General features: G+C 37.8%; 19 protein-coding genes. 15 read left to right on the top strand and 4 right to left on the bottom strand.

Annotation, left to right across the window (positions count from 1 at the left end; all coding sequences use genetic code 11):
* Nucleotides 1-86: 86 nt before the first annotated feature.
* The 4 genes from BKO01S_RS07155 to BKO01S_RS07170 are packed head-to-tail and all read left to right on the top strand — an operon-like array spanning nt 87 to nt 4,529.
* Entirely contained in the window at nt 87-662 is a 576-nt protein-coding gene (locus BKO01S_RS07155) for a TRAP transporter small permease (protein WP_066050973.1), read from the top strand.
* Nucleotides 663-697: 35 nt separating this feature from the next.
* Complete coding sequence (locus tag BKO01S_RS07160) at nt 698-2,002, top strand: TRAP transporter large permease (RefSeq protein ID WP_066050976.1); 1,305 nt, start codon at nt 698-700, stop codon at nt 2,000-2,002.
* A 32-nt stretch (nt 2,003-2,034) separates the two neighbouring features.
* The gene (locus BKO01S_RS07165) at nt 2,035-3,015 is read left to right on the top strand and encodes an amidohydrolase family protein (RefSeq protein ID WP_066050979.1); all 981 of its coding nucleotides are present in this window, start codon (nt 2,035-2,037) and stop codon (nt 3,013-3,015) included.
* Between the two features lie 44 nt (nt 3,016-3,059).
* Complete coding sequence (locus tag BKO01S_RS07170; RefSeq protein ID WP_066050982.1) at nt 3,060-4,529, top strand: sodium:solute symporter family protein; 1,470 nt, start codon at nt 3,060-3,062, stop codon at nt 4,527-4,529.
* 326 nt (nt 4,530-4,855) lie between these two features.
* On the opposite strand, the gene BKO01S_RS07175 is transcribed toward BKO01S_RS07170, so the two are convergent.
* Nucleotides 4,856-5,629 carry an IclR family transcriptional regulator gene (locus BKO01S_RS07175; RefSeq protein ID WP_198158778.1) on the bottom strand — a complete coding sequence of 258 codons (774 nt, stop codon included), beginning with the start codon at nt 5,627-5,629 and terminating at the stop codon, nt 4,856-4,858.
* A gap of 430 nt (nt 5,630-6,059) precedes the next feature.
* Nucleotides 6,060-7,742: a pectate lyase family protein gene (locus BKO01S_RS07180; RefSeq protein WP_066050985.1), complete on the bottom strand. Its 1,683-nt coding sequence runs from the start codon at nt 7,740-7,742 to the stop codon at nt 6,060-6,062.
* Between the two features lie 702 nt (nt 7,743-8,444).
* On the opposite strand from BKO01S_RS07180, the gene BKO01S_RS07185 reads away from it, so the two are divergent.
* Entirely contained in the window at nt 8,445-9,038 is a 594-nt protein-coding gene (locus BKO01S_RS07185; RefSeq protein ID WP_066050988.1) for an NADPH-dependent FMN reductase, read from the top strand.
* A gap of 234 nt (nt 9,039-9,272) precedes the next feature.
* Nucleotides 9,273-10,250 (top strand): ring-cleaving dioxygenase, encoded by a 978-nt coding sequence (locus BKO01S_RS07190; RefSeq protein ID WP_066050991.1) that lies wholly within the window; start codon nt 9,273-9,275, stop codon nt 10,248-10,250.
* Between the two features lie 596 nt (nt 10,251-10,846).
* On the opposite strand, the gene BKO01S_RS07195 is transcribed toward BKO01S_RS07190, so the two are convergent.
* Nucleotides 10,847-12,508 carry a PucR family transcriptional regulator gene (locus tag BKO01S_RS07195; protein WP_066050993.1) on the bottom strand — a complete coding sequence of 554 codons (1,662 nt, stop codon included), beginning with the start codon at nt 12,506-12,508 and terminating at the stop codon, nt 10,847-10,849.
* A 143-nt stretch (nt 12,509-12,651) separates the two neighbouring features.
* Here BKO01S_RS07195 and BKO01S_RS07200 point away from each other — a divergent pair, with 143 nt between their 5' ends.
* Both BKO01S_RS07200 and BKO01S_RS07205 read left to right on the top strand, forming a co-directional pair.
* Nucleotides 12,652-14,982: an arylsulfatase gene (locus BKO01S_RS07200; RefSeq protein ID WP_066050996.1), complete on the top strand. Its 2,331-nt coding sequence runs from the start codon at nt 12,652-12,654 to the stop codon at nt 14,980-14,982.
* A gap of 124 nt (nt 14,983-15,106) precedes the next feature.
* A complete protein-coding gene (locus BKO01S_RS07205) occupies nt 15,107-16,378 on the top strand; it encodes an anaerobic sulfatase maturase (RefSeq protein ID WP_066050998.1) in 1,272 nt (423 codons plus the stop codon).
* 517 nt (nt 16,379-16,895) lie between these two features.
* On the opposite strand, the gene BKO01S_RS07210 is transcribed toward BKO01S_RS07205, so the two are convergent.
* On the bottom strand, nt 16,896-18,491 hold the full coding sequence (locus BKO01S_RS07210) for a helix-turn-helix transcriptional regulator (RefSeq protein WP_066051001.1): 1,596 nt from the start codon (nt 18,489-18,491) through the stop codon (nt 16,896-16,898).
* A 185-nt stretch (nt 18,492-18,676) separates the two neighbouring features.
* Between BKO01S_RS07210 and BKO01S_RS07215 the strand changes: the two genes are divergently transcribed.
* From BKO01S_RS07215 to BKO01S_RS07240, 7 genes are all read left to right on the top strand, one after another.
* Nucleotides 18,677-20,110, top strand: coding sequence for an MFS transporter (locus tag BKO01S_RS07215; protein ID WP_066051004.1), 1,434 nt, complete (start codon nt 18,677-18,679; stop codon nt 20,108-20,110).
* A 21-nt stretch (nt 20,111-20,131) separates the two neighbouring features.
* Nucleotides 20,132-20,917 (top strand): SDR family oxidoreductase, encoded by a 786-nt coding sequence (locus BKO01S_RS07220; protein WP_066051007.1) that lies wholly within the window; start codon nt 20,132-20,134, stop codon nt 20,915-20,917.
* An 11-nt stretch (nt 20,918-20,928) separates the two neighbouring features.
* On the top strand, nt 20,929-21,972 hold the full coding sequence (locus BKO01S_RS07225) for a zinc-dependent alcohol dehydrogenase (RefSeq protein WP_066051011.1): 1,044 nt from the start codon (nt 20,929-20,931) through the stop codon (nt 21,970-21,972).
* 27 nt (nt 21,973-21,999) lie between these two features.
* Nucleotides 22,000-22,869 carry a transketolase gene (locus tag BKO01S_RS07230; protein ID WP_066051015.1) on the top strand — a complete coding sequence of 290 codons (870 nt, stop codon included), beginning with the start codon at nt 22,000-22,002 and terminating at the stop codon, nt 22,867-22,869.
* 3 nt (nt 22,870-22,872) lie between these two features.
* On the top strand, nt 22,873-23,841 hold the full coding sequence (locus BKO01S_RS07235; protein WP_066051018.1) for a transketolase family protein: 969 nt from the start codon (nt 22,873-22,875) through the stop codon (nt 23,839-23,841).
* 23 nt (nt 23,842-23,864) lie between these two features.
* Nucleotides 23,865-24,002 (top strand): GapA-binding peptide SR1P, encoded by a 138-nt coding sequence (locus BKO01S_RS24275; protein ID WP_157077320.1) that lies wholly within the window; start codon nt 23,865-23,867, stop codon nt 24,000-24,002.
* Between the two features lie 102 nt (nt 24,003-24,104).
* Nucleotides 24,105-25,565, top strand: a complete 1,461-nt coding sequence (locus tag BKO01S_RS07240) for an aldehyde dehydrogenase family protein (protein ID WP_066051021.1) — start codon at nt 24,105-24,107, stop codon at nt 25,563-25,565.
* Nucleotides 25,566-25,981: the final 416 nt, after the last annotated feature.

Here is a 25,981-nt window from a genome sequence, read left to right on the forward strand (position 1 = left end):
CTTTTAGGCTGATAGAGATTTCCTTCCTTTGTCTTTACCCAATAGGGTTCTCTGTCAGCCTTCATCAATTGAGAGGAGGAGTATACGTGTATTCGATCCTATCTAAGATAGATCAGAAATTTCACAAGTTGGAGTACTATTTATTAATGTGTGCGGGTCTGACGATTTTTTTTATCATGTTCCTTGTAACAACGGATGTCATTATGAGGAATGTATTTAACAAGCCTCTCGTAGGAGTTTTTGAGATTGTTAGTATGCTATTAGTTGGTATTATCGCGTTTGGGTTTGCCTATGTCCAAGGGGAGAATGAACATATCGTAGTTGAAATTGCAACGAACTCCTTGCCACAATTTTACAAGGATATATTGGATTTCATAAGCTGTATGATTGGTTTAGTTGTTGTTTCTATTATTGCATGGAATAGTCTCGGATCTCTTCAAACCTCCTATTTATCAAAAGAATTCACAATGGGACTCATTCGTTTGCCTATTTGGCCATCGAAGCTTCTGCTTTCCGTAGGTTTAGGTGTTTTAGCCATCCGCTTATTAATTGATTCCTTGTATGTATTAACAAAGTTAGTATTAGGTGAACAAAAAAATATACAAAGCAATCAACATTCAGAAGAAATAGATTTAAGTGAAATAGAGGATATAAAATTCTGATTATTTAGACTAATATATATGCTAGGGGTGAAAATATGGAAATGAGTGCTCAGATGATCGGAGTATTCGGCATTTGTACGATGATTCTCTTAATGTTCTTACGAGTTCGTGTGGCATATGCGATGACCTTCGTTGGTTTTATAGGATATTTGTTAATTAGTGGGTCGAGGCCAAGTTTGGAAGTGGTCGGTACGACGCTATATCAAACCTTAACTAATCACAGCTTCAGTGCAGTGCCCCTTTTTATATTAATGGGATACTTGGCCTATTATTCAGGGATTGTAACGGAACTTTTTGATACGGCAAAAAAATGGGTTGGACATGCAAAAGGAGGACTTGTTCAGGCGACGGTTGTCGGTGGAGCCGGGTTTGGAGCCATCTCAGGGTCAGGTGCTGCAACGACTGCCACGCTATCAAAGATTACCATCCCAGAGATGATCAGAAATGGAGTAGACAAAAAGCTAGCTTACGGAGTGGTTGCATCGGTAGGACCATTAGCAGCTTTGATACCTCCAAGTGTCATCATGATTATTGTTGCGATTGCAACAGAGCAGTCAATCGGGAAAATGTTAATAGGAGGTGTATTTCCTGGCATTCTAGCAGCATTAGTGTATATGATCTTGATTTATATTTTGGTTAAAAGAAATCCATCCATCGCACCTTCGATAGAGAAAGTGCCATTTAAGGAAAGACTCCTCTCTTTGAAAAATATTTGGAGCTTTGCTTTATTGGTATTTATTATTGTTGCAGGACTTTATACGGGGAAGTTTACCCCAACAGAAGCGGGGTCTGTTGGAGCTTTTGTTGTCTTTATCCTAGGTCTAATTAAAAAAGGATTTTGTAAAGACGATTTAAAAGATTCTATGGTTCAAACGATTAAAACATCCAGTTCTATTTTTCTGCTAATCTGTGCAGCGTTTATTTTTAGTAAGTTTTTAACCGTAACCAGAATTCCCACTCAGTTATCTGAAGCATTAGTCTCTTTACCGGTTCCTCCTATCGTCGTTTTGATTGGTATTATCATTATGTATCTTTTACTGGGTATGATTATGGATATGGTTCCAGCGATGTTTATTACTCTGCCTGTTATTTTCCCGGCCATTGTCGCTCTCGGATTTGATGGGATGTGGTTTGCTGTGTTGCTAGTGTTTCTAGCGGAAGTATCCATGGTTACCCCACCATTTGGTCTTAGTTTGTTTATTATAAAAAGCTCAGTTGCAAGCAGTGATTTAAAAGAAATTTATCAAGGTAGTTATCCCTTCATTATGGCGGATTTCGTCATCATTATTTTATTAGTTCTATTCCCACAAATTATTACATTCCTGCCTTCTCTCATGTAATTCTAACTAAAAAAACTATTGGAGGTATTAAAATGAGTTATCTTACACCGAAACCATTAACACCTAAAATTACCTTAGAAGAGCATTTTTTGACCGAGTATTTTAACAAGTTTGAAGATAGTATTGTTAAATCTTTTCGTCCAAATTTTCGTCATTGGATGGAAGATAGAATTGGTGAATTTACGGAAAAACGTCTAGAAAGTATGGATGAACATGGGATCGAACTACAGGTGTTGAGCTTAACCGTACCTGGTATCCAAGCTATTAAGGATGCTAACGAAGCAGTTTACCAGGCGAAATCAGTAAATGACTTTTTAGCAGAGATAACGTATAAAAATCCCGATCGATTTGCAGGGTTTGCTAGTCTCCCTTGCCAAAATCCTCAAGAGGCAGCTGATGAGTTGGAACGAGCAGTAACTCAACTAGGATTAAAGGGAGCACTTATTAATGGTCATACGAATGGGGAGTACCTCGACCAACAAAAGTTTTGGTGTATTTGGGAGAGAGCAGAAAGTCTTGGGGTACCGATTTATTTACACCCGAATTCTCCAGTTGACCAGTGGAAGGTTATGGAGGGGTACCCCGAATTAACGAAAGCAATGTGGGGATGGGGAGTAGAAACAGCCACACATACCCTTCGAATCATTTTATCTGGACTGTTTGATCGCTTTCCTAAATCTACTCTTGTGTTAGGTCATATGGGTGAAACTCTCCCATTTACCTTACAGCGTTTAGATGACCGTTTTGGTGTAGGAGCAGACAATCGTAATCTTGAGAAAACACCATCTCAGTATATTAGAGAGAATATTATGGTGACTACATCTGGGGTATGTTCTCCTGAAGCATTGCTCTGTACACAGTTGGCAGTAGGTACCGATCGAATCATGTTCTCGATTGACTATCCTTATCAATGTCCGGAGGAAGCGACGAAGTTTATTGAGTCTGCGCCTCTAAGTCCTAGTGATTTAAGGAAGATATGCTACGAGAATGCTAAGAAGTTACTAAGCTTGTAATCTTGCTTTTTGGAAAGAGTCTATGGGGAAGGGTGGGAACGAGTTTGAATGGGCTAATTATTTCTGTGCTGATTTACGAATTTCTTGTCATTGGGGGTATAGGCTTTTATTTAAGTAGGGAAGCCAAAAAGGGGAAGGATTCGTTTTTATTATCTGGTCGCGATTTGCCAGTTTTTGCAGTTGGAGTGACACTAGCTCTTACTGTATTGGGCTCAGCACATATTTTTGGCCTAATGGAGACGGCTTGGCATTTAGGTGCTGTTAGTATGTGGTTTTCATTTGCCCATGTCATATTAATAGCTGTCGTTTGTCTTGGTACTGGAAGGTGGGTTAGAAGATTGAATGTGTCAACGGTTCCGGAGCTCATTGAAATGCTCTACGGACCTAAGATTCGAATTATTACGGCCTGTATCATGGCACCGACAATCTTTGGGCTACTGACGATGGAAACACAAGCAATAGGAATCGCTTTTGCATCAATGACGGGTTGGTCGATTCAAAAAGGAGCGATCATTGGGGGGATTATAGGTGTGTTTTATGTAGTCCTCGCCGGGATGAAAGAAATCGCATGGATAAATCTCATCAATACAGTGGTCATGTATTTGGGAATGATCATAGCTGCTATCTACCTAGCAAAGGCATTACCTGGTCAAAATTGGGATTATGTCAGTGAGTATTATGTAAATGAAGGCCAGCCGTGGATGACCAATATCTTCGGCACTCCTGATTTAATGTTTACATTTTCATTAGGAGTCATATTATCAGTTGTTTTTGCACAGGGAATCAGTCAAATGACGCTTCAAACGGCCATGTCAGCTAAAAGCGAACGGACCGTGAAAAAGTCATTATGGATCGCTGCGATTGTAAATGGGGTCTTTGGTGTGTTTGCAGTTTGTATAGGGCTAGCAGCCAAAGCTTTACCTGAGTTTCATGCATTAGGGCCAAAGCTAGCTGGAGCTACATTAATTGTTGAATTGTTACCAAACTGGGTGGTTGTTTGGTTATTAGCTAGTTTTCTAGGAGCGTTACTATCAACTTTTGCCATGACAGCTATTACACCAGCAACGATATTTGTGAAGGATCTCTATGTGAAGATCTATGAACCAGAGGCGAGTGATGAAAAGCAAACGCGACTGGCACGTATTGTCATCATCGTTCTGTCGATTTTGGCAATTGTAGTCGCTATGGCAAATCCTCCAATTGTTTCAGCCATTACTTGGTTGTTCGCTTGGCTAATTCCCGTATTTTGGATTGTTATAATCGGATTGTTTTGGAAGCGTTCTACTATAGCAGCTACCGTGACTTTATCCGTCTGTTGGATTGTTAATCTTCTTTGGTCATTTACTTCTCTGCCAGGTGTACTCGGAGTTCGTTTAGAAAATGCCCACGTCATTTTTATTCTATCAATCGTTTTAGGTTTTACTTTATCGGCCTTTACGAAAGGGGAACGTGGATTGTTTCGAAAAAATCGATATGAAATGGATTTGGAGAAGCGAACATCAGCAATGAAATAAATAATCAAAGGGGGAATCAGCAATGTTTGTGAATTTATTGCTTCAATCAATAGGTTTAATTATTTTAATAACCTTTTTGGCACAACTAGTATCAATAGGTATTGATACATATTTAGGGAAAAGGAAAGGTGAAAGTGGATGATCGTAGACCAATTATGGATGGCTGGAATTGTAGGAATGATGGTTGTATATGGGGGTTTTGCTTTATCCTTTAGTAAACTTTCAAAAAATAGAAAGAATCGATAACTAAAGGTTCACTTAGTGGAGCAAATACTACACCAAATGAACCGTTCCGAAGCTGATGATTCCTCATTGGCTTTATTTTTTTAGTAAGTATAATGCGATTTAATTTGTGCGCATGTATTTAATAGAGCATCGATTAGCCGGCCTTCATTTCCATAAAATCTGAATGTTGGTAAAGGAATGGAGATGGCTGCGACATTTCCTTGTGGGTCTTGTATCGCCGTTCCAATGGCACAGATACCAATCGAATGTTCTTCTCTATCATAGGCAATCCCAGTATTCTTTATCAGATCAATTTCTTCAAGTAGTTTTGTTTTAGATGTAATGGTGTTGGATGTAAATTTGTCTAGTTTACCGGGAAGAGTTTGGTTTATTTGATCAGTAGACATAGTAGAAAGAATAGCTTTCCCGTTAGCGGTACAGTAAAGGGGAAAGGATGTCCCAACCTTTGATACTGCCTGTAGCCGGTGAGAGGCGGTAATTTGATCAATAAAATAAGCTTTCCCACTATCTAATATGGCAAGGTCAACTGTTTCATCAATTTCTATGGATAATTGTTGAATATATGGATGTAAATCTTCCCTTAAATCAAAATGAACGGATGAACCTAAAATAGCTAGACCATGTCCAAGACGAAACCCGCTACCAGTAGAGGATTGTACAATGAATTTTTCTTCTTCAAGAGCATAGACAATTCGTTGCACGGTTGACCTTGCTAGGTTCACCTTTTTTGCGATTTGCCCCAGGCTCAAGCCTAAAGGATACTCTTTTAACACTCTTAATATGGTTGCTGCACGTGATATTACTTGTACGCTAGAGCTTTTGGTAGTAGTTTCATTGTTCTCTGTTGGCTCCAAGAAGAATTCTCCTTTCATATTATCAAATATATACACTGATAAGGTCATATAGGTAATTATAAACGTAATCTTCAGAAAACTTGCTATGTACTATATAATGATACTATGTACCGTTTGGTAAAACAAGGGGAATTAACCCTAAAAATTGATGTGTTTTTCATACAAGGAAGGGTTCTCTTGTTTTTATAAAATGCGTTGTGCCGATCAAGTGGAAGTTTATTACGTCAGATACATTAAGACAGCAAGTTGGAGCGAACAGCTGGTGAGATTACTTGTGAACAATTAAGAAAAAATCATATTATTTCATAACGGTACTGAAATAATATGATTTGTCCTTCTTGTTTAGAGTTAATTTTAGATCGGAGTGAAAATTACCAAAAGGCGTTATCCCAGTTCAAGATAAGCGCCTAATGTACTCACAGTATACCTATTAATTATTTATCTCACTGTTATTCTTAGAATGATAGTCTGTTTGTAACCAACCTATTGGACTCAGATTGACTTTGTTTGGGCCTGCAAACTTTGTAAGGGTTGCCACCACATTATTTAAAGGAAGTACTTGATAAGTATAAGGCAACTTCTCATTCGAATGATATTCGAAGGTAAATGGATCAGTAGGTGGATTTGATTTACTCATGCTTTCACTCCCCACAATATGTGAGGACCAAGCCCAATTCCCTATCGTTGATTTGTCATACCAAGTAAATCCATTATTAAATAGGTTTTCTCCGTTGTTGTCCCAGCTACTTCCTGTATAGGTTCCATACTTATTGGTGATATGGGAGTTGACAATTAAATTTCTGTTATAGGCGCTTTGGAATAGCTTTGCCCATTGTTCATCCATATTTTTTGTATCTAATCCTTGAAGCTCAGCGCCAGTAACGGGCTCGGTTATATCTTGAAATACACAGGTATCTGCAGCGATAGAAGCTCCATTTCTTGCATTAAGTGCTCGTGATAGAGTGTCAGTGCCGTATTCAGCAATGGCACTTACATTGTCCAATACTTCATAATGAGTGGAATTATCGAGGTAACAGTTGTACATATGACCAGTCCCTTGACGGATCATTGGGATTCTCTGTCCAATATTGGTATAGCGGTTATAGGCAAGGGTTAGACGAATTCTTTGATTGCCATCCTTTATTTCATTCCCACTACTACTTACATAATTCACATAATCTTTGTCTCCTGAACCACTTAAATGAACCTTGCTGTGATAAGCAGCATATGCCACGATCTGTTCTTTCGTTGCGCCACCTTCGCGCATGTTATAGTATACACTATCTGTATTCAACTGATTGGAAGCATATTTACCTTCCATATGTTGAATAGATTGGTAGATATCACTTTCCTCTGACGGATGTTCATTTGCAGGTAATCCGAATTCAGTCCAGGAAATAGTTATATTTGAGCCGCCATTCTCTGTATCAATTAATCCATCCGCAGCAATAGTGAATTTACAATGGTCAATCCAAACATTGTTGGCCCCGTTTACTTTAATGAATGACCAGCCCACTTCCTTATGTTTTCCAGTGTCATCCCATTGCCACATTCCATCAAAAGACAGATTCCTAATGACTATGTCATTGACAGATCTCTGTAATTTAAACTCAGCACTTCTAATGGTTTTCCCTTTTTTTGAGAAAATGGTTAACCCATTAATATTGTTTATATCTAGTTGTGAAACACCGGAGGAAGCTAGTTTCGGATTTGTAAATCCATTCATAGGATCTCTATATTTTCTTATAAACCCGTATTTCTTAGCTTCATCTGAACTCAGGTTAAGTGCTTTCCAACCTAGGTTTAAATCTTTAGCCACTTCAATGACTTTCACGCTGCCATTTCCAGCATCCAATATTGCCTGCAAGAATTCTCGTTCCGTTTTCACTTGGCGATAAAAAGGAGTATCAATGTAATGGCTTCGGTCATTTACTCCTAATGATGCATAACCAGTTACTGAAAGAAACGTATGATCGTAGTCTTTCATTGTTCTTGTTGTATTCGGAATGGAATCAATTTCTGCTGCATTTACGAATGAATGATCTACAAAAGATAACGGTGAGGTAAACAATAGCAAAGCCACTAGCCAGATTAATGTCCTTTTAAAATTCAAAATATTTCCTCCCTAATTGAAGTTTTTACAAGAGCTAGATCAAATACCTTGTCAATTAAGTAAGCTTATTTTTCCGAATATGATCACCTCCTTAAAAGATGGTAAAAAAGCAAACAGAACTGGACTAGTTTTAGCAGTTAGAAATATTCCATTAGAACTGTAAACGCTTACTAAATGTGGTTTATAAATATTTACAGGGAATCTTACCATAGAAATATACATTGAAAAGGCTTTCTTTATATATAATCACTTCCTTAGAAATAAGGAAAAAGGCATGCAGAAGCGAAAAAAAGTAAGTTGATGAGCAAGTTTTGTGATTATGATTATGTCTATTAACCTGATTCATAAGTACTGAGGACAAGCTATAGGTCCATACAGGGTCCTAACAATAATCAATTTTCACTTCTAGAACAGCAACCAATATTGGTTTAACCTTGCATAGTACTTTAAATGAAACAATCAACATCTATAATCAGGAAATATGATTCTTGAGTATCCAAGAAAATTACTTAAATGAGTTGACAATAAATAAGAATTTATTATAGAATTATCTCAGGTTAAAGATATTTGATTTTGAACTAAATTTTTTTGGTTATATATCTCGAAATCGAGATAATTACATTCATGTTCATATGAAAAGTTCTACATCCTGTTACAACAATGACCGTTATTTCAAAACTTATAAGGAGGTGAAAGAAGGAAATGGGATTTTTAGATAAATTATTTGGAAAAAAACAAGAGGGGGGAGAAACAATGACAAAATTAAACATTGGGATTATTTTAGGTTCTACACGAGAAGGTCGTGTAAGTCCACAAGTAGCTGCATGGGTAAAAGAAATTGCTGACAAACGTGGTGACGCTAACTATACAATTATTGATATTGCTGATTACAAATTACCATTACTTGGTGAAGCTGGCGCAGATGCTTCAGGAGCTGCTGCTTGGTCAGAAATGATCGCTGATCAAGATGGATTCGTATTTATTGTTCAAGAATACAATCACTCTATTACAGGAGCACTTAAAAATGCATTAGATTATCTACGTGAAGAGTGGAACAATAAAGCAGCTGGTATCGTTTCTTACGGTTCAGTAGGTGGAGCTCGTGCGGCTGAACATTTACGAGGCATTTTAGGTGAATTATTAGTGGCAGACGTTCGTGTACATCCAGCACTATCGTTATTCACTGATTTTGAGAATGGAACGGACTTTAAACCACAGGCCGTTCAAGAGGATTCTGTAAATCAAATGCTAGATCAATTGATTCCTTGGTCAAAAGCATTATTCACCATCCGATAATTTACTTGGAAATCTACTTGAAGTGTAAAATATGTACATGGGTGTTTTTTATACCCATGTACATATTTCGAATGATTAAAGGAGTATGAAGGTTGAGCAGATCATAATTAAGCAAAATTGATAGATGTGCTCAGTAGTTATGCTAAAGAGATCCTAATTGTAGGGACGACAAATAGGTTTCATCAATAAACCAAGCGTACTATTAAATCTGAATTTACTAGGAGGAATATAAAAATGAACCAACTAAAAGGAATACACCACGTAACAGCAATTACCAGTAGTGCAGAAAAGAACTATGAATTTTTCACCTATGTATTAGGGATGCGTTTAGTTAAAAAAACAGTCAATCAAGATGATATTCAAACCTATCATTTATTCTTTGCTGATGATAAAGGCAGTGCAGGCACAGACATGACCTTCTTTGACTTCCCAGGCATTCCGAAAGGTGTACATGGTACAAATGAGATTTCTAAGACCTCTTTCCGTGTACCAAGTGATGCCGCATTGGATTATTGGGGTAAACGGTTTGATCGGTTAGACGTCAAGCATACTGGAATTAAAGAGCAATTTGGCAAGAAAACTCTCTCTTTCGTTGATTTCGATGATCAACAATATCAATTAATTTCAGATGAATTCAATAAAGGTGTAGAATCTGGTACACCTTGGCAAAAGGGTCCTATCCCATTGGAGCATGCCATTACGGGTTTAGGTCCTGTCTTTGTTCGAATTGCGAACTTTGATTACTTTAAAGAAATGTTGGAAAAAGTACTATTATTTAAAGAAACTGCGCAAGAAGGATCATTCCATTTATTCGAAGTAGGGGAAGGCGGTAATGGAGCTTCCGTTATTGCAGAGCACAATACGATTCTCCCTCAAGCTCGACAAGGTTATGGCACCGTACACCATGTGGCATTCCGCGTAGAGGATCGTTCCATATTGGATGAATGGACAGAGCGATTGAGTAGTTTTGGATTCTCGACATCCGGTTATGTCAATCGTCACTTTTTTGAGTCTTTATACGCAAGAGTGGCTCCACAAATTTTATTTGAGTTTGCTACAGATGGCCCTGGTTTTATGGGCGATGAACCTTACGAAACCCTTGGGGAAAAATTATCTTTACCTCCGTTCTTAGAGCCTAAACGTGCACAAATTGAAAAATTAGTACGCCCCATTGATACCGTGAGAAGTACAAGGGAAATCATCAAAGAATAGTAACATCAATAGGAAAGTGTCCTGTGTTGAACAGGATGCTTTCCTTGTTTGTTTTTGAGACCGTTTTACTCAAAAGTGAGCAGATGGCTGCTTTAATATACACAGTACTTATCATTATGTTTATAAGGAGTAGCGGGCGCCTCGGAGAATAAAAATTATAATATGGACCAGCTTATCGAGGTTGCATTACGTAAGGCGGACGAGGTTTTAGGGAAGAGGTAGACCTCCAGGGTGGTTAGAGATTGGAATTGGAAAAGTGGATTTCAGAGATATGATCATATCCTGAAATCCATTTTTCCTCCTCCAATGGAAATTTTCATTTTTCATCGGCAGGGACACGGTGCCTGTCCCCGTGCCTCAGCCAGTAACTGTATGGTGTTTCCTGAAACAATTCTTTAAATTCAATGGTATTTGGCGTTGGCTGTGGAATCGTATTTCTTTTATGTTCTGCATTTTTCGCGAGAAAAAGCCGAAAAAATTTAAATGCACAGTAAATAATTTCTGTGTTTTTTTGTCTAAACAAAAAAAGGACCGGACGAGTTTACCGTTTTTCTTATGATAAATAAACATATAGAAGATAAAGTTTGAATTTTTACTTAAGATAGGTCTTCACAAAGGTACTCAAATATCTTAAATGAAAGATAAATACTGAAAACATCGTCGATATTACTTAAATTAATATTCATGATTTCTTCTATTTTGCCAATACGGTAATATAAAGTATTTCTATGGACGTTCATTGCAGCTGCAAGTTCTGTTTGACTTTTGATGTTCATGATATAAGAATATAGGCTTTTTACATAATCTGTTTTTCGTTTACGATCATACTCAATTAGCTTAAAGAGTGAAGGATGACATAATTCTCTCAGTTCTTCCTGACCAGAACATAAATGAAAGATATGCTGTAAAATATAATCGTCATACAAAAATAATTTTTTCTCTTTATTTACACGTTTACCTGCTTCAATGGATTTAAGTCCTTGCTTATAATATTTTTTTATATTAAGCAGGTCATTAAAAGAACGGCCCATTCCGATTAACATATCAGTATCCTGTAAGATTTCATTAAGCTTACTTATTTGGATTTCATTAAAGTTTTTATTATGATTCAATAAAACAACGATTTTCCCCTCATATAAGACACAAGCCTCTGTATCGAAAACATTGTCAAAAAATCCCTTAAAGTGTTTGAAAGTTATATCTGATACTTCACCTTGTTTAGTAGTGACCGTAATGATTCGCATTGTATTTGGTATTTTCCAATCGATTACACCTAATCGATCATCAACCGTTTCTTGATCAATGATTGTCTCGTCTAATATATCTACAATTAATAATTCCTTTTTGTTTCCACTCAAATTTTCATAATATCTATGCTTTTGCAGATGCAGTGAGACGATGTCACTGAAACGTCCTATTAATGCAATATCCCTTTCACTAAAAGGTTTGAAGGCTTCAAGTACAACAACATGACCAATGTTTTTATGATTAATATAAATATTTGACCAAATCCGGGGTATGTCTACTTTTGATATTTGAAAAAAAACAGGTTTTACAATATAACTCATATTTTGCTTTAGTCCAGATTTCATGATTTCGATTTGTTGAGTTTCGTTTTCCTTTTTTTCTGTTCGATTGTATACATGTTTAAAGTAAACGGGTACTTTTACATTATGAACCGAACTTAGGAAACCATTCTTCAAAAGAAACTGTAAATCATTATAAGTCTGGTAGCCTTTAGAAACGATTTTATTCCATATATAGTCATCTAAACTAACGTTCTGTGTGAAAGCAAGAATTTTGAAATTTTCATCTCTAATAAAAATGGGATTACCAATCATTTCTGAAGCCGTATCAACAAGTTGCTGAAGATCTCTTCCTTCTGAGAGAAATTTAAATAGTTTTGACGAATGATGATTTAATTCTTGGTACGCAGAAGTAATTTCAAGAATTTCGTTAAAAACTGAGTCTGTAAGAGTACCTGTAATGGAAATAATATTCAGGCTTTTATTCGTAGTAAGTGGGATAGGCATTTTTGGGTCTATTGATACCAACAGAAAATTTGTGTCATTCAAATGATCTAGACCAACTGGTAGATTACAAGGATCTCCTATATATAAAATATTTGGATCAAAAGCGGTTTGTTTTTTTTCAATAAGCTTTACCGCTTTTATTACAGCTATCTCCTGATTGTTTACATATATTTTAGGATGATAGTGGACTAATTTTTCGAAAAAAACCTCGATATGTATTTCCATAGACTCCTCCCATTCCTTTGTGAAAGTGCACAAATTTCAACCCAATCATTTAAACATATGTACATTGTTTACAAGAATTTGAGATGATAGATTCTTTATAGAAAGAAAATTCAAAAAATTATTAACAAAAAGGAGTTGATGTAATGAAAAAGAGAAGTAGTTCTAAAACAATTTTGAAAGCGTTTGCTGTTAGTTCTGCCGTAGTGCTTACAACAAGTATTGCAGGATGTGGTACGGCCAGTCAAGCGGAAAAAACAAGCACGAAACCTAAAGAAAGGATAATCGGAAGTACTAGTGCAATTGCGAAAAATCAAACTACATACGCAAATGGAGAGAGGAAGCCTAATATAATTTACATTGTTCTTGATGATATTGGTTTTTCTGACATTGGTGCCTACGGTTCGGAAATTAAAACTCCCAATATCGATCAGCTAGCTGCTGATGGCCTCCGCTACAATAACTTTAATGCCACTCCACTCTCTTCACCAACCCGTGCGTCCTTGCTAACTGGAAGAGAAAATAATTCAGTCGGGATGGGTCTTGTGGCAAACGTCTCATTAGGACCAGATAGACCAAATATGCAAGGTGGTGTTACTGATGCTGCAGGAACGGTAGCTGAGATTCTTAAAGAAAACGATTACAATACGTTTGGTGTTGGAAAATGGCATATCGCGCCTGTTTATACCGTAACACCTGCAGGTCCGTATGATTACTGGCCATTATCTAAAGGATTTGAAAAATACTATGGTTTTATGGATGGAGAGACCTCTCAATTTGCTCCGCAGCTAGTAAATGGAAATGAATTAATCGATGTCCCTAAAACGGAAGACTATAACCTGAATGATGATTTACTTGCACATGCCAAAAAGTATATCACCGATCAAGTCTCGATTTATCCGGATAAGCCGTTCTTCATGAATTACGCCTTTGGAACAGGCCATTCTCCTATTCAGGTTCCGGAAGAATATATTGACATGTACGATGGGGTTTATGATAAAGGATGGGATTACATTCGCGAGGAGCGATTTAAGCGTCAAAAAGAACTCGGCATCATACCGGAAAATACAACTCTTGCGCCTTCTGATCCAACCGTAAAGAAATGGGATAGCCTCACAGCTGATCAAAAGAAGTTATATATAAGATTTATGGAGGCTTATGCAGGGTATATGACGCAGGCAGATGAAGAAGTAGGGAAGTTAGTAAGCTATCTAAAGGAAATCGGACAGTATGATAATACAATGATTGTTCTTCTTGGCGATAACGGAGCAACTCGGGATGGCGGTCCAGATGGTACCGATAGCTTTTTTAGCAGCTTAACGGCAGGCAGGGTACCGACAACAGAAGAGTTAATGCCCAAGTATAATCTAATCGGTGGACCAGAAATGCAAGCTTTATATCCTAAGGGATGGGCGCAAGCTTCGAATACACCTTTCAATACTTATAAGGGAAGCGTGTACGCAGGTGCGCTTCGTAATCCGTTGATTATCTCATGGCCTAAGGGAATCACAGATAAGGGGGGGATTCGAACCCAGTACGTTCATGTAACAGATATTACCCCTACCGTTCTTGACGTGCTTGAATATGAGGTTCCAGAGGTGATTGATGGGGTTGAACAGATGCCAATGTACGGGATTAGTATGGCAAGCACCTTCTATGATGCAAATGCTCCTGAGGTTAGGAAAACAGCCATTACGTATTTCCAGCCAAATCGAGCCATCTATCATGAAGGTTGGAAGGCGATTTCCATCCATAAGAACGGTACTAGCTTTGATGACGATGTTTGGGAACTATACCACGTTAGTGAAGATTACTCAGAATCAAAAAATCTTGCTGACAGAGAACCAGACAAACTAGCAGAACTTCAAGAACTATTTATGTCTGAGGCAGAGAAATATAATATGCTGCCTTTGAAAGAAAGTAGTCCTACAGACATGGGATATATAAAAGAAGATTCAGCAGCCAACCGGGATAATTTCAAATATTATCCAGGAACAGGGATGGTCACTCCTAATGCAGCACCGCCAATAAATACGAGCAACTTTACGATAACTGTACCTGTGACAAGAGAAAACGGTTCCAAATCGGGTGTTCTTGTCGCAATGGGGGATGAAATAGGAGGATACACGCTTTACATCAAAGAGAACAAGCTTACGTTCCTCTACAATAAGTTTGATACCATTTCCAAAATAACTTCTAACAAAAATGTGCCACTAGGCAAATCAGAAGTGAAAATCGACTTCAAGCGAACTAGTATGGCTGGCGGGATAGGGACACTTTATATCAATGGCCAAAAGGTGGGTGAAGGGGAAATTCAAACGACACCTCTTGTTACCATAGAAGGAATGAGTATTGGTAAAGACGCACTGAACCCAGTGGCCAAAGAGTATAAAAAACTAGGTGAGTTTGCTTTTTCAGGGAAGTTTGATTATGTACAATTCGATGTTACAAAGTTTATACCAGGTGCTGTGCATTAATAATTAAAAATGGAAAAGTTCATGGGGTGGCCTTGATCAAGTGCAGCAAGGCTGCCCATGCTTCTTTTTATTAACGTTATGCTATTAAACAATAGATCAATCCTAAGGAGCTGACTACATAATCATGCAAAAAGAACAGATTGGAACAGGATTCCACATTTTGTCAAAGCCCGCAGGTCCAATTTGCAATATTGATTGCAATTACTGCTTTTATACGGAGAAAGAAGCATTATTTCCAAAGAAGAATCAGTTTCGGATGTCAGAAGAGGTGCTTGAAACATTTATTAAAAACTACATCTCCACTCAAAATATCCCAGAGATACAGTTTGTATGGCAAGGGGGCGAACCTACCTTAGTTGGGCTCGATTATTATCGTAAAATTGTATCTTTACAAGCGAAATATGCAGAAGGAAAGAAAATCATTAATTCGTTACAGACCAATGGAATTCGGCTTAATGAGGAATGGTGTACTTTTCTGAAGGAAAATGAGTTTTTAGTAGGTCTCAGTTTGGATGGGCCAGAGAATTTACATAATTTCTATAGAGTAGATAAAAAGGGAAATCCAACCTTCTCCAAGGTTCTTGAGGCACTTAAGCTACTGAAAAAATATAAAATTCCATTTAATGTACTCGTTAGTGTGACAAGAGAGTCTTCCAAAGAGCCACTGGAAGTCTACCATTTTTTAAAAGAACAGGGTGTGGAATTTATTCAATTTAACCCGATTGTGGAAAGAATACCGGATGCAATGGCTGCCAAAATGGGGCTTAGACATGCTACACCAAATGCTAATAATGAAGAGGGACAAAAAGATTTGGTGACTGATTTTAGTGTAGAACAAGGAGCATTTGGAACCTTTCTAACGGAAATCTTTGATGAAAGGGTTCACAATGATGTTGGTTCCATACACGTCATGAACTTCGAGTGGGCACTAGAGTCTTGGTTAGGGCTTCCGTCAACTGTTTGCATTTTTTCAGAAGAATGCGGCAATGCATTGGCCATTGAGCATAATGGGGATATGTACTCCTGTGATCATTATGTTTACCCAGATTTCCGCTTAGGAAATGTATTGGAGCAAGATCTAAAAGCGATGGTCGAGTCAAACACACAGAGATCATTCGGAGAAAACAAAAAGAGTTCACTTCCTAAGCAGTGTATGGAATGTGAGGTCAGGTTTGCCTGCCATGGAGAATGCCCTAGACATCGATTTATGCGAACACACGATAATGAACCAGGACTGAGTTATCTTTGCTCTGATTATAAGCACTACTTTCATCATATCCATCGTTACATGAAGGTCATGGTCCAGTTGATTGAAAATGGACTTCCTGCTTCAAAGGTGATGGATGTGATTAAAGCTCCAATCGTTGTTACGAATCACCAAAGTACTACGGTCTAGCCCAGTTGTTATAATTACAAAATACCTTGTATATAAATCGTATATAAGGACACTCCTATTGGCAAAAAAAGTTAACAGAGTGGAGCTCCATGGATAAAATATAACCGGTTAACTTAGTGTTAACGGCAAATGAGACAAACGCTTATGCGGAAATGTCTACGGTTTCAACTGAAAATTGGATGTGTTAAAGGAGATAGAACAAGATACTTCTGTTTTTTCAGTGGTTAAACAAAAGATCTTCAGTGAAGTGTGAATGGTCGTTGGTTCAGCGCAGAATTGGATGAGTATTTTGGAAACTGAAGTTTGTGGGTTGAGTAACTGTAGCACAGGTCAGCATCACGACCTGTGCTATGTTATTTTATAGGTTAAATAATAACAGATATCTCTACTACCTTGGTAGATTAAAGCGCGAGGTTGAACGAGACTGGAGTGGGGGAACTACAGGGATGTCTGTTCAGAACTCCGAAATCGGTTGAAAAAAAATTTTAAAGTAAACAAAATGAACACTAATATGTCATTACACATATTCACCTTTAGCAAATTGTTTTTTGTATTGCATCGGTGTAAGCCCGGTGATCTTCTTAAATGTTTTTGAAAAATGTTTCACTTCAAAAAAACCTACATTTATTCCAATATTAGAGACTAACTCATTGCTTGATTCAATCAGCTCTTTAGCTTTTTGAATACGAAATGAGATTAAATATTTTCTGGGACTAATCCCCATTTCTTTCGTAAATATTTGACTAAAATAGGAGAGATTCAAATTTAGATGTTCTGCAATCATGTGTATCGTAATGTCTTCGGTGTAATGGTCGTGAATAAAATCGATTGCTTGAAGAACTAGAGGATTTTTAATCATATATCGATTTGAAATTTCCCCTCGTAACAGATGGATAGACTCGATGAGGTTCGTATATTTTTGTTCAATGGATGAATAGACCAGCTCTTGCGGTGAATTGTTTTCGATGAGGCGATTTTTATATAAGTTTCCGAATCTTTCAAGTAATGCTGCGGATATCGTTGTATGACAATAATAGTAGATATTATAGCTATAACTGGGTTTAATCATGTTCAAAAAGAGATTTTTTAGCAATAATTCTAATCTTGGATCGGTGATATTATGGTCAATTAATTCTTTTATTTGATTTAAATAATCGTCTATTTTTATGTGGTCAACTTTTTTCCTAGAAGTTTCAATAAGTTCAGGTGTCAGAAACTCTGCTTCTCTGCAAAAGAAGTTGTATATTTTTAAACGGTGGTACGATTCATAGGCGAGCCGGATATCTTCAATCGCTCTAATGAACGAGCTTCGATAACGAAACGCTGTTTTACAGTTTAAGACTGCATTTAATTTCTTCATTAACTCTCTCTGTTTTTGTATCCGAGTTGCTTCACTATTAGAAGGGATATCATTAATAATCAAACAAAGATGTGTCGGTGTAATATAAAAGACTTCTCCACCATTATAACTATCCAAGACGGATTGACATTCTTCACACAGTTTTTCTCCTACGTAGTAATAAATGTTTTTGTTTAAATCATGGTCAACATACTCAATCTCCGCTAAATTCCACAAACATAGGAAGAATCCACTATCACTTAGTTGTAAAGAAGCTTGTTTTTTATAATAGTAAAATTCCTGTTTTGTCACTCCACGCAAAATATCATTCATATATTCTGTCTTTTCCAATTTTTTCAAACGAGAGCTCATGATTGAATTGGTTTTTGAGTTTTCTCCGATATAACTAAAGTAACAATTATAATCTTTCTCAAGAGCGGTTGTAAAAAAAATTTTAAGTTTTTCAAGTAAGACCAAATCATTATATGTAGTGGTAAAATAGGTGATTTCATCATCTGAGATCGTTTCAAATGCAAAAAGCAGGGGTGATATATTTGCCTCTGCTAAATCAGCAAAAAAGTTTTGAGCATGATAAATGGGCGTTTTAAGTTGAAACATGACGATATCTGCTTTCAATTCTATTATTTTATCGATCAGTTTTTCATAGGAAGCCGAGTTGTAAACGATTTCAAAATTATCACTGTGAATTTGGGCAGATTCATTTAATAATACATTTATCTTTTCTTCCGTATAGATAACTATTTTTTTGGCCATGGTCATACACCTCCCGATCGTAGAAACTCTTATTATTACCATTATAATGTTGTTGATTATATTCAGCAAATTCTGAAAAGTAGAAAAAACAACACTTTTCTCTAAAAAAAACACGCTTTTTATGTAAGCGCATTCATTATAATTCAAAATAAGAAAGATGCTTCAAACAAAAAAGGGGGGTAACGATGGAACAGAACGTAACAGTTTATAAACACGAGGAAGCATTAGTAGATTCAAGGGGGTATGTTAAAACCAGTCCTAAACCAGGTTTTTACAAGTTAGATAGAAAAGAAATTATGGGTTATTCCTTAGTTGATTTTGCGATGAACCTAGTATTTCAGGCAGTCCTTATGTTTATTACTTTTTACTACACAGATGTTTATGGACTTACAGCTGTCGAAGTATCCTTGATGTTCCTATTATCAAGATTTTGGGATATGATCAACGATCCTATGATGGGGGCAATAACGGAGCGGTTGAAACCGAAAAAAGGAAAATATAGACCTTATATATTATGGGGGGCTATCCCGTTTGCTTTAATGGCGATCTTAACCTATACGGTTCCAGATATGGGTCATGCAGGTAAGTTAGTTTGGGCCTATGTAACGTATAACTTACTTAACATGTTATTCACATTCATTATCCAGCCGTACATTTCATTAACAACTGTTATGACAGCTGATCCACAAGAAAGAACAAAATTGAATTCCATTCGTATGATGTTCGCGCAGGGTGGCGGAGTTGTGGTTGCATTGTTCATTCCGATTTTATCAGCTTATTTTGGGAAAGAGGACCAGGCTACAGGTTATCAAATCACCGTAATTCTCTTATCGATTATTACTGCAGCGATTTTAATCTACAGTTATACGACCATTAAAGAACGGATTGAATCAACTTCCCATCTTGATCCTGTCAAGATAAAGGACATTTTCATCCAGTTAACGACAAACCGTCCAAGCATTATATTGTTTCTTTTATTCCTTGGAGTCTATGGATATAATACGGTTGCTTCAGCCTCAGGTATTTATTATATGACCTATAACGCAGAACGCACCGATCTCATTGGGTTATTCTCATTATTAAATGTATTGCCTTCGGTAATTGCTGTTCCATTTGTACCATTGCTTGTTCGAAAAATAAAAAAGAAAAATACCGTCGCTTTAGGGTTGACGATTGCAGCACTTGGTTCATTAGCACTTTACTTTATCCCTGTATCAGCAATTACTCTGATGATGGTTGCAAAGGGAGTGGCGTCATTTGGCTACGGAATTTTAATGGGGATTTTATGGTCAATCATTCCTGATGCAGTTGAATATGCAGAATATAACACAGGTAAGCGCTATCCAGCGATTGTTTACACGACGATTGGCCTTGGTTTAAAAGCATCGATGACCATTGGTGGGGTTATTCCGACTTGGGTATTAGCAAGTGTAGGGTATGTGCCAAACGTAGCACAATCAGCAGATGCACTAGGTGGGATTCTATTCCTTGTTTCGGGATTACCAGCAATCATTTGTCTTGTTACACTCGTGATCTTTATGGTGTTTTATAACTTAACAGAAGAGCGTGTCGAACAAATTATGAATGAGTTGGCCATTCGAAATGGAGCAAAGAATTAATAGATTAGGAGGTTAAGTGCTTTGGAAAATAATTTAAATGAATTTTCACTAGATGCCTTTTCACTGAAGGGAAAAGTTGCCATTGTTACAGGTGCCAATCAAGGGCTTGGAATGGCATATGCAGTCGCTTTTGCCAAAGCAGGAGCTGATTTATATATCCCACATTTTACAGACCATGTGGAAGAAGTAAAAGAATTAATCGAAGCAACAGGTCAAAAAGTAGCCTTTATCCAAGGAGATTTGACAGATAAGTCTTATGTCCAAAAAGTGGTAGAAGGATGCATAAAGGAATACGGGAAAATTGACATTCTCGTGAATAATGCGGGTGTTGGTATTTTTGCAGATTTTATGGATTATCCCGACCATTTGTGGGAAAAAGTCATGGATGTCAACTTAAACGCGGTGTATTACTTGAGTCATCTTGTTGTGAAGGAAATGGCAAAACAGCATTCAGGAAAAATCATCAATATTGCTTCCGCACTTGCATTTACGGCTGATAAAAAATGTCCACCTTATACAACCAGTAAGCATGCAATTGTCGGGTTGACCAAAGTATTTGCGAATGAAGCAGGTCAGTATAATATCCAAACAAATGCCATCGCACCTGGTTTTTTAGAAACAGAAATGACCAAAGGATTTCAGGAAGATCAAGCATTTTACAATAAAATTGAAGATCGTATACCAGTGGGGCGCTGGGGAGTATCAGCTGATTTGATGGGTACAGCAGTATTTCTAGCGAGCAGTGCTTCTAATTATATCAATGGCTGGACGATTAATGTGGATGGCGGATTTGCCACAACACTTTAGGAGGGGAAAAATTGAAAACCATTGCAGCAGTAAAGATCGGACGATTAAATGATCCTAATGAAGATACACGGGGAGCGGTAGATGTCATTGAACTTCCTGAGCAACAGCTTGGGGAAGAAGATGTCAAAATCAAAGTTGCCTACTGCTCCATATGTGGGTCTGACCCACATCTAGTGGAAGGGGTATTCGGATGGGAGCCTCCATTTGGTCTTGGCCATGAAGTATCTGGAGTGGTTGTAGAACTTGGGCCAAAAGCGACGAAAAAGGGACTGAAAATAGGAGACCGGGTAGCAGGTAACTTTTTAAAGTTTTGTGGAACATGCTATTACTGTTTAGATGGTCGAGAACAATTTTGTGAAAACGTACATGATTACAACAGACCGGGCATGTCTGAATATATCGTTTGGCATGAATCACAGGTGTGGAAAGTACCTGATACTGTCTCTCTGGAAGAAGCCTGCTTACTTGAACCCATTTCGATCGCTGTTCGCATTGTAGATAAAGCGAATATGAGAGTAGGACAGCGTGTAGCCATTTCAGGTGGTGGTCCCATCGGCTTGCTTACACTTCAGGTACTCAAAAGATTTGGTGCAACATCACTCACATTAATTGAACCAATAGAAGATCGACGGAACCTTGCGAAATCATTCGGAGCGGAGCATGTCATTAATCCCCTTGAAGAGGATGTAAGAGAAGTAGCAAATACCATTACAGATGGACGGGGATTTGATGTCGTCATTGAAGCATCAGGTTCTCCGCATGCAGCTACTGTTGCGACTGACATTGCCTCAAGAGGAGGCACCGTTTTATACATTGCCATGTTCCCGAAAGAGTACGAAATGCCACTAAACCTTTATAAAAAATGCTATGAACAAGAATTAACCATTTCGGGTACTTTTGTTGCACCTTATGCGTTCCCACGTGCGATTCAATTGATGCCGCATCTCGATTTGGAGCCTTTTACACAAAAAATCTTCCCACTTGAACGTGGAGTAGAAGCTTTCGAAGCCCATATGAGTGGGAAATTTCCAAAAGTACTCATTAAGTGTAATTAATAAGTTAGTAAAAAAGGAGAGAGTATGATGAATAGTACTGTAAATGAATGGACGATTCAAGAACTAGAAGACAAAGCAATTAATATTCGTAAAGATTTATGTACCTTTATATATCGAATCGGTATTGCAGGCCATTTAGGTGGGGAATTGTCTATGATTGATATGGCGGTTGCTCTTTATTATAAGTATATGAATTATGATCCGCAGAATCCGGAAATGCCTGACCGTGACCGTCTTATCTTAAGTAAAGGACATTGTGCCGAAGCACTATTTACCATTTATCAAGACATGGGCATGTACACTATGGATTATATGGTTGATCATTTTGAAACGCTAGAGACAGCGAAATTCAGTATGCATCCAAATCGAAAATATGTGGATGCGATTGAAGCATCTACTGGTTCACTAGGTCATGGGATGCCAATAGCGACAGGTTTGGCTCTTGGTGCAAGGATGTCAAATGAAAACTGGAGGACATTCTGTATTATTGGTGATGGTGAACTTCAAGAAGGTACGAACTGGGAAGCATTTATGACTGCAGGACATTACCAACTTGGCAATCTAGTCACGATTATTGATAAAAATGACTTGCAAATGTCCGGTCCTACGAATCAAACAAATTCAATTGATCCACTCGATGAGAAAATGAGAGCGTTTGGCTGGGATGTTATTGAGATTAATGGCAATGATATGGGGGAAGTTTGTGGGGCACTAGAATCACTTCCTCCATCTGATCCACATATTCGTAGAAAACCCATTTGTATTATTTCCAATACAACAAAAGGGAAAGGCGTATCGTTTATGGAAAATGTCGTAGCTTGGCATGCAGGGGTTTTGAACAAGGAAGATTTGGAAAAGGCAATTGAATCTATCGAAAACACAAGGAAGGTGAGATAAATTATGGCTGTAGAAGTGAGCTTGAACTTTGACCAAATATTATCATCGGCACGTGAGGTATATGGAACAGAATTGAGAAAAATGGCGGATGAGGGAATGGACTTTGCGTTTGTTTGTTCAGACAACGTCGCTCCATCATCTGAAGTCGGCAAATTAATGAAAGCGTATCCAGAACGTTGTATCAATGTTGGAATTGCTGAAGCCAATCAGGTTGGGTTGTCTGCAGGTCTTGCGCTATCAGGAAAAGTAGTTTTTACACAAGTATTTGGACCATTTTTACCACTTCGTGCAGCAGACCAAATTCATGCAGATATTGCTTATAACGATGTACCCGTTCGTTTAATCGGAACCCATGCTGGCGTAACGTCAGGTGGAGGACCGACTCATAATGCAATTGCAGATCTTTCGTTTTACCGTGCAGTACCAAATTTAACGGTTGTTTGCCCAGCAGACGCCAATCAATGTGCGAAAGTTGTTAGACAGTCAATGAACTATCCTGGCCCTATGATTATCCGTATTGCCCGAGGTGCTGAGCCAGATGTATATGCGGATAATAATTACGAATTCGAATTTGGTAAATCCATTACCATTAAAGAAGGTTCAGATTTAACATTAATCGGTACAGGAAGCTCAGTATACTGGTCATTGAAGGCAGCACAAAAATTAGAAGAGTACGGCATTTCTGCAAGAGTAATAGATATGCATACCATTAAACCGTTTGATGAAGAAGCCGTTCTAAAGGCAGCAAATGAAACGGGATGTGTCATTACGGTGGAAGACCAAAGTATCAATGGAGGTTTAGGTGGAGCAGTAGCGGAAATCATCGCAGAATCAAATATTCCCACTAAGTTTAAGCGCATCGGCTTACCAGATGAATTTGCCGTATTAGGTGAGCCAAATGAAGTGTATAAATACTATGGCATGGATCCAGAGGGGATTGCGAAAACAGTACGTGAGTTTTTAAATCGGTAATTAACAGGAAGGGGAATGAACAGATGACACAACTCGTTTGTCAACAATGTGAACAGGTTATCGAATTTATATCCTCAGAGAAGTCCAGCATAATATATGGTCACTGTACTAGTTGTAGTCATGGAAATAGAGATACCGAGGATGAATCAAAAGAAACCTAGATTGATAAAGGAGCCGACAAGACATCATTTTTAATCTTGTCGGCAGATTTTTGCACTTGGTTGGAAGGAGTACAATGAAATGTATGCGGAGGGAGAATAGCTATGTCACAGTATGAATTATTATCAAAAAGTTACATTAACGGAGAATGGGTAAGTGGGGACAGTGGACGTGTATATCGAGATTTGAACCCCTATGATAACTCGGTTATTGCTGAAATGAATATTGCATCCAAAGTACAGATGGAACAAGCATTTGAAACGGCTGCTGCAGCGCAAAAGGAATGGGCAAAATCAAATGTAGAAGAGAGAAGAGTAGTCGTAGAAAAAGCAATTGCTTACTTAAAAGAAAATCGGGAAGAAATTGTTCAGCTAATCAGCCGTGAGACAGGTGGAACCATTTTAAAAGCGAATGTCGAACTTCATCTTACGCTTGAAGTAATGGAAGAAGCACTTCGTTATGCTGATGAAGCTTGTCATGTACGTGAAGTCTCAACTGGTGTAGAAGGAAAAGTAAATCGAATTTATCGTTTACCATTGGGCGTCATTTTATCTATTTCTCCATTTAATTTTCCAATGAACCTATCAATGAGAACGATAGCACCAGCAATTGTACTAGGTAATGCGGTGGTTCATAAACCGGATATTCAAGTCGGTTTAGTTGGTGGTGTTGTACTAGCAAAAGCATTTGAACAAGCGGGTCTCCCCGCTGGAGTGTTCAATATGCTATTAACCGATGTCGAGGAGATAGGTGACGATATGCTGACACATCCCATTCCACGTTTAATTAGCTTTACGGGTTCAACAGCAGTTGGGCGACATATCGGTGAAGTTGCTGGCCGAAATTTAAAACGGGTAGCACTTGAACTAGGAGGAAACAGTCCATTTGTTGTGTTATCTGATGCAAACGTGGACCAGGCCGTTCATGCAGCGATATTTGGAAAATACATTCACCAAGGGCAAATTTGTATGATTATTAACCGGATTATTGTGCATAAAGACCAGTATGAATCATTTGTTTCAAAATTTGTAGAGCGAACAAAACAATTGACTACAGGTAATCCACTGGATCCAAGTACAATCATTGGACCACTTATTAATGAACGTCAGATCGAAAAAGCGCTAGGTTATATTGAGGAAGCGAAAAAAGAAGGAGTAACCGTAGCCCTTGAGGGAAGACGTGAAGGAAATGTTTTAACACCTACTATTTTTACAGATGTAAAGAACGATGGGCAACTTGCTCAGAAAGAATTATTTGGACCAATTGCACTCATTATTAAAGCTGAAAATGATGAAGAAGCTATTAAAATGGCAAATGATACTCAAGCAGGTTTAAGCTCGGCTATTTTTACAAGTGATCTAGAAAAAGGGGAACAATATGCCCTTCAGATAGATGCAGGAATGACACATATTAACGATCAAACAGTCAATGATGCACCTAACATTCCATTCGGTGGTAACAAATCAAGTGGAATGGGCCGTTTCGGAAACCCATGGGTTGTCGATGAATTTACAACAATGAAATGGGTATCTGTCCAAACAAAAGAAAGGAAATACGCTTTTTAAAAAACAATAATAAAATGACAAAAGCCCAACAGTCGTACTAGTGTTAAAGAAAAGTGATTTGATGAAAGGACCTCCGAAAAAAGATCAAGGGTTCCGTTTTGAAGTGCTTTTCATAAATTACGTGCAGAAATGACAGTCGTATTGGCATCGTTATTGGTATAAAAAAGTAAAACTCTTAATCGAGTAATTAACAAAAGTAAAATAAGCGGAGAATTTTAGGTTAGATGCAGAATGGAGCCACGTTTCGGGGTAAATAAGGGGAGGTTTTCCGCTTATTCAAAGCAAAATCCTCCATTTTTGAATTTTTCGAGCCAATAGGCGGAGTCTCTCCATCTATTTCTACTTTATTTAGTCATAATTAATAAATAAGTGGAATCTCTCCGGCTATTTTTCAGCTCGGGTGCTTTCCTGATCCC

The sequence above is a fragment of the Robertmurraya korlensis NBRC 107688 genome (assembly GCF_001591645.1).
Taxonomy (GTDB): Bacteria; Bacillota; Bacilli; order Bacillales; family Cytobacillaceae; genus Robertmurraya_A.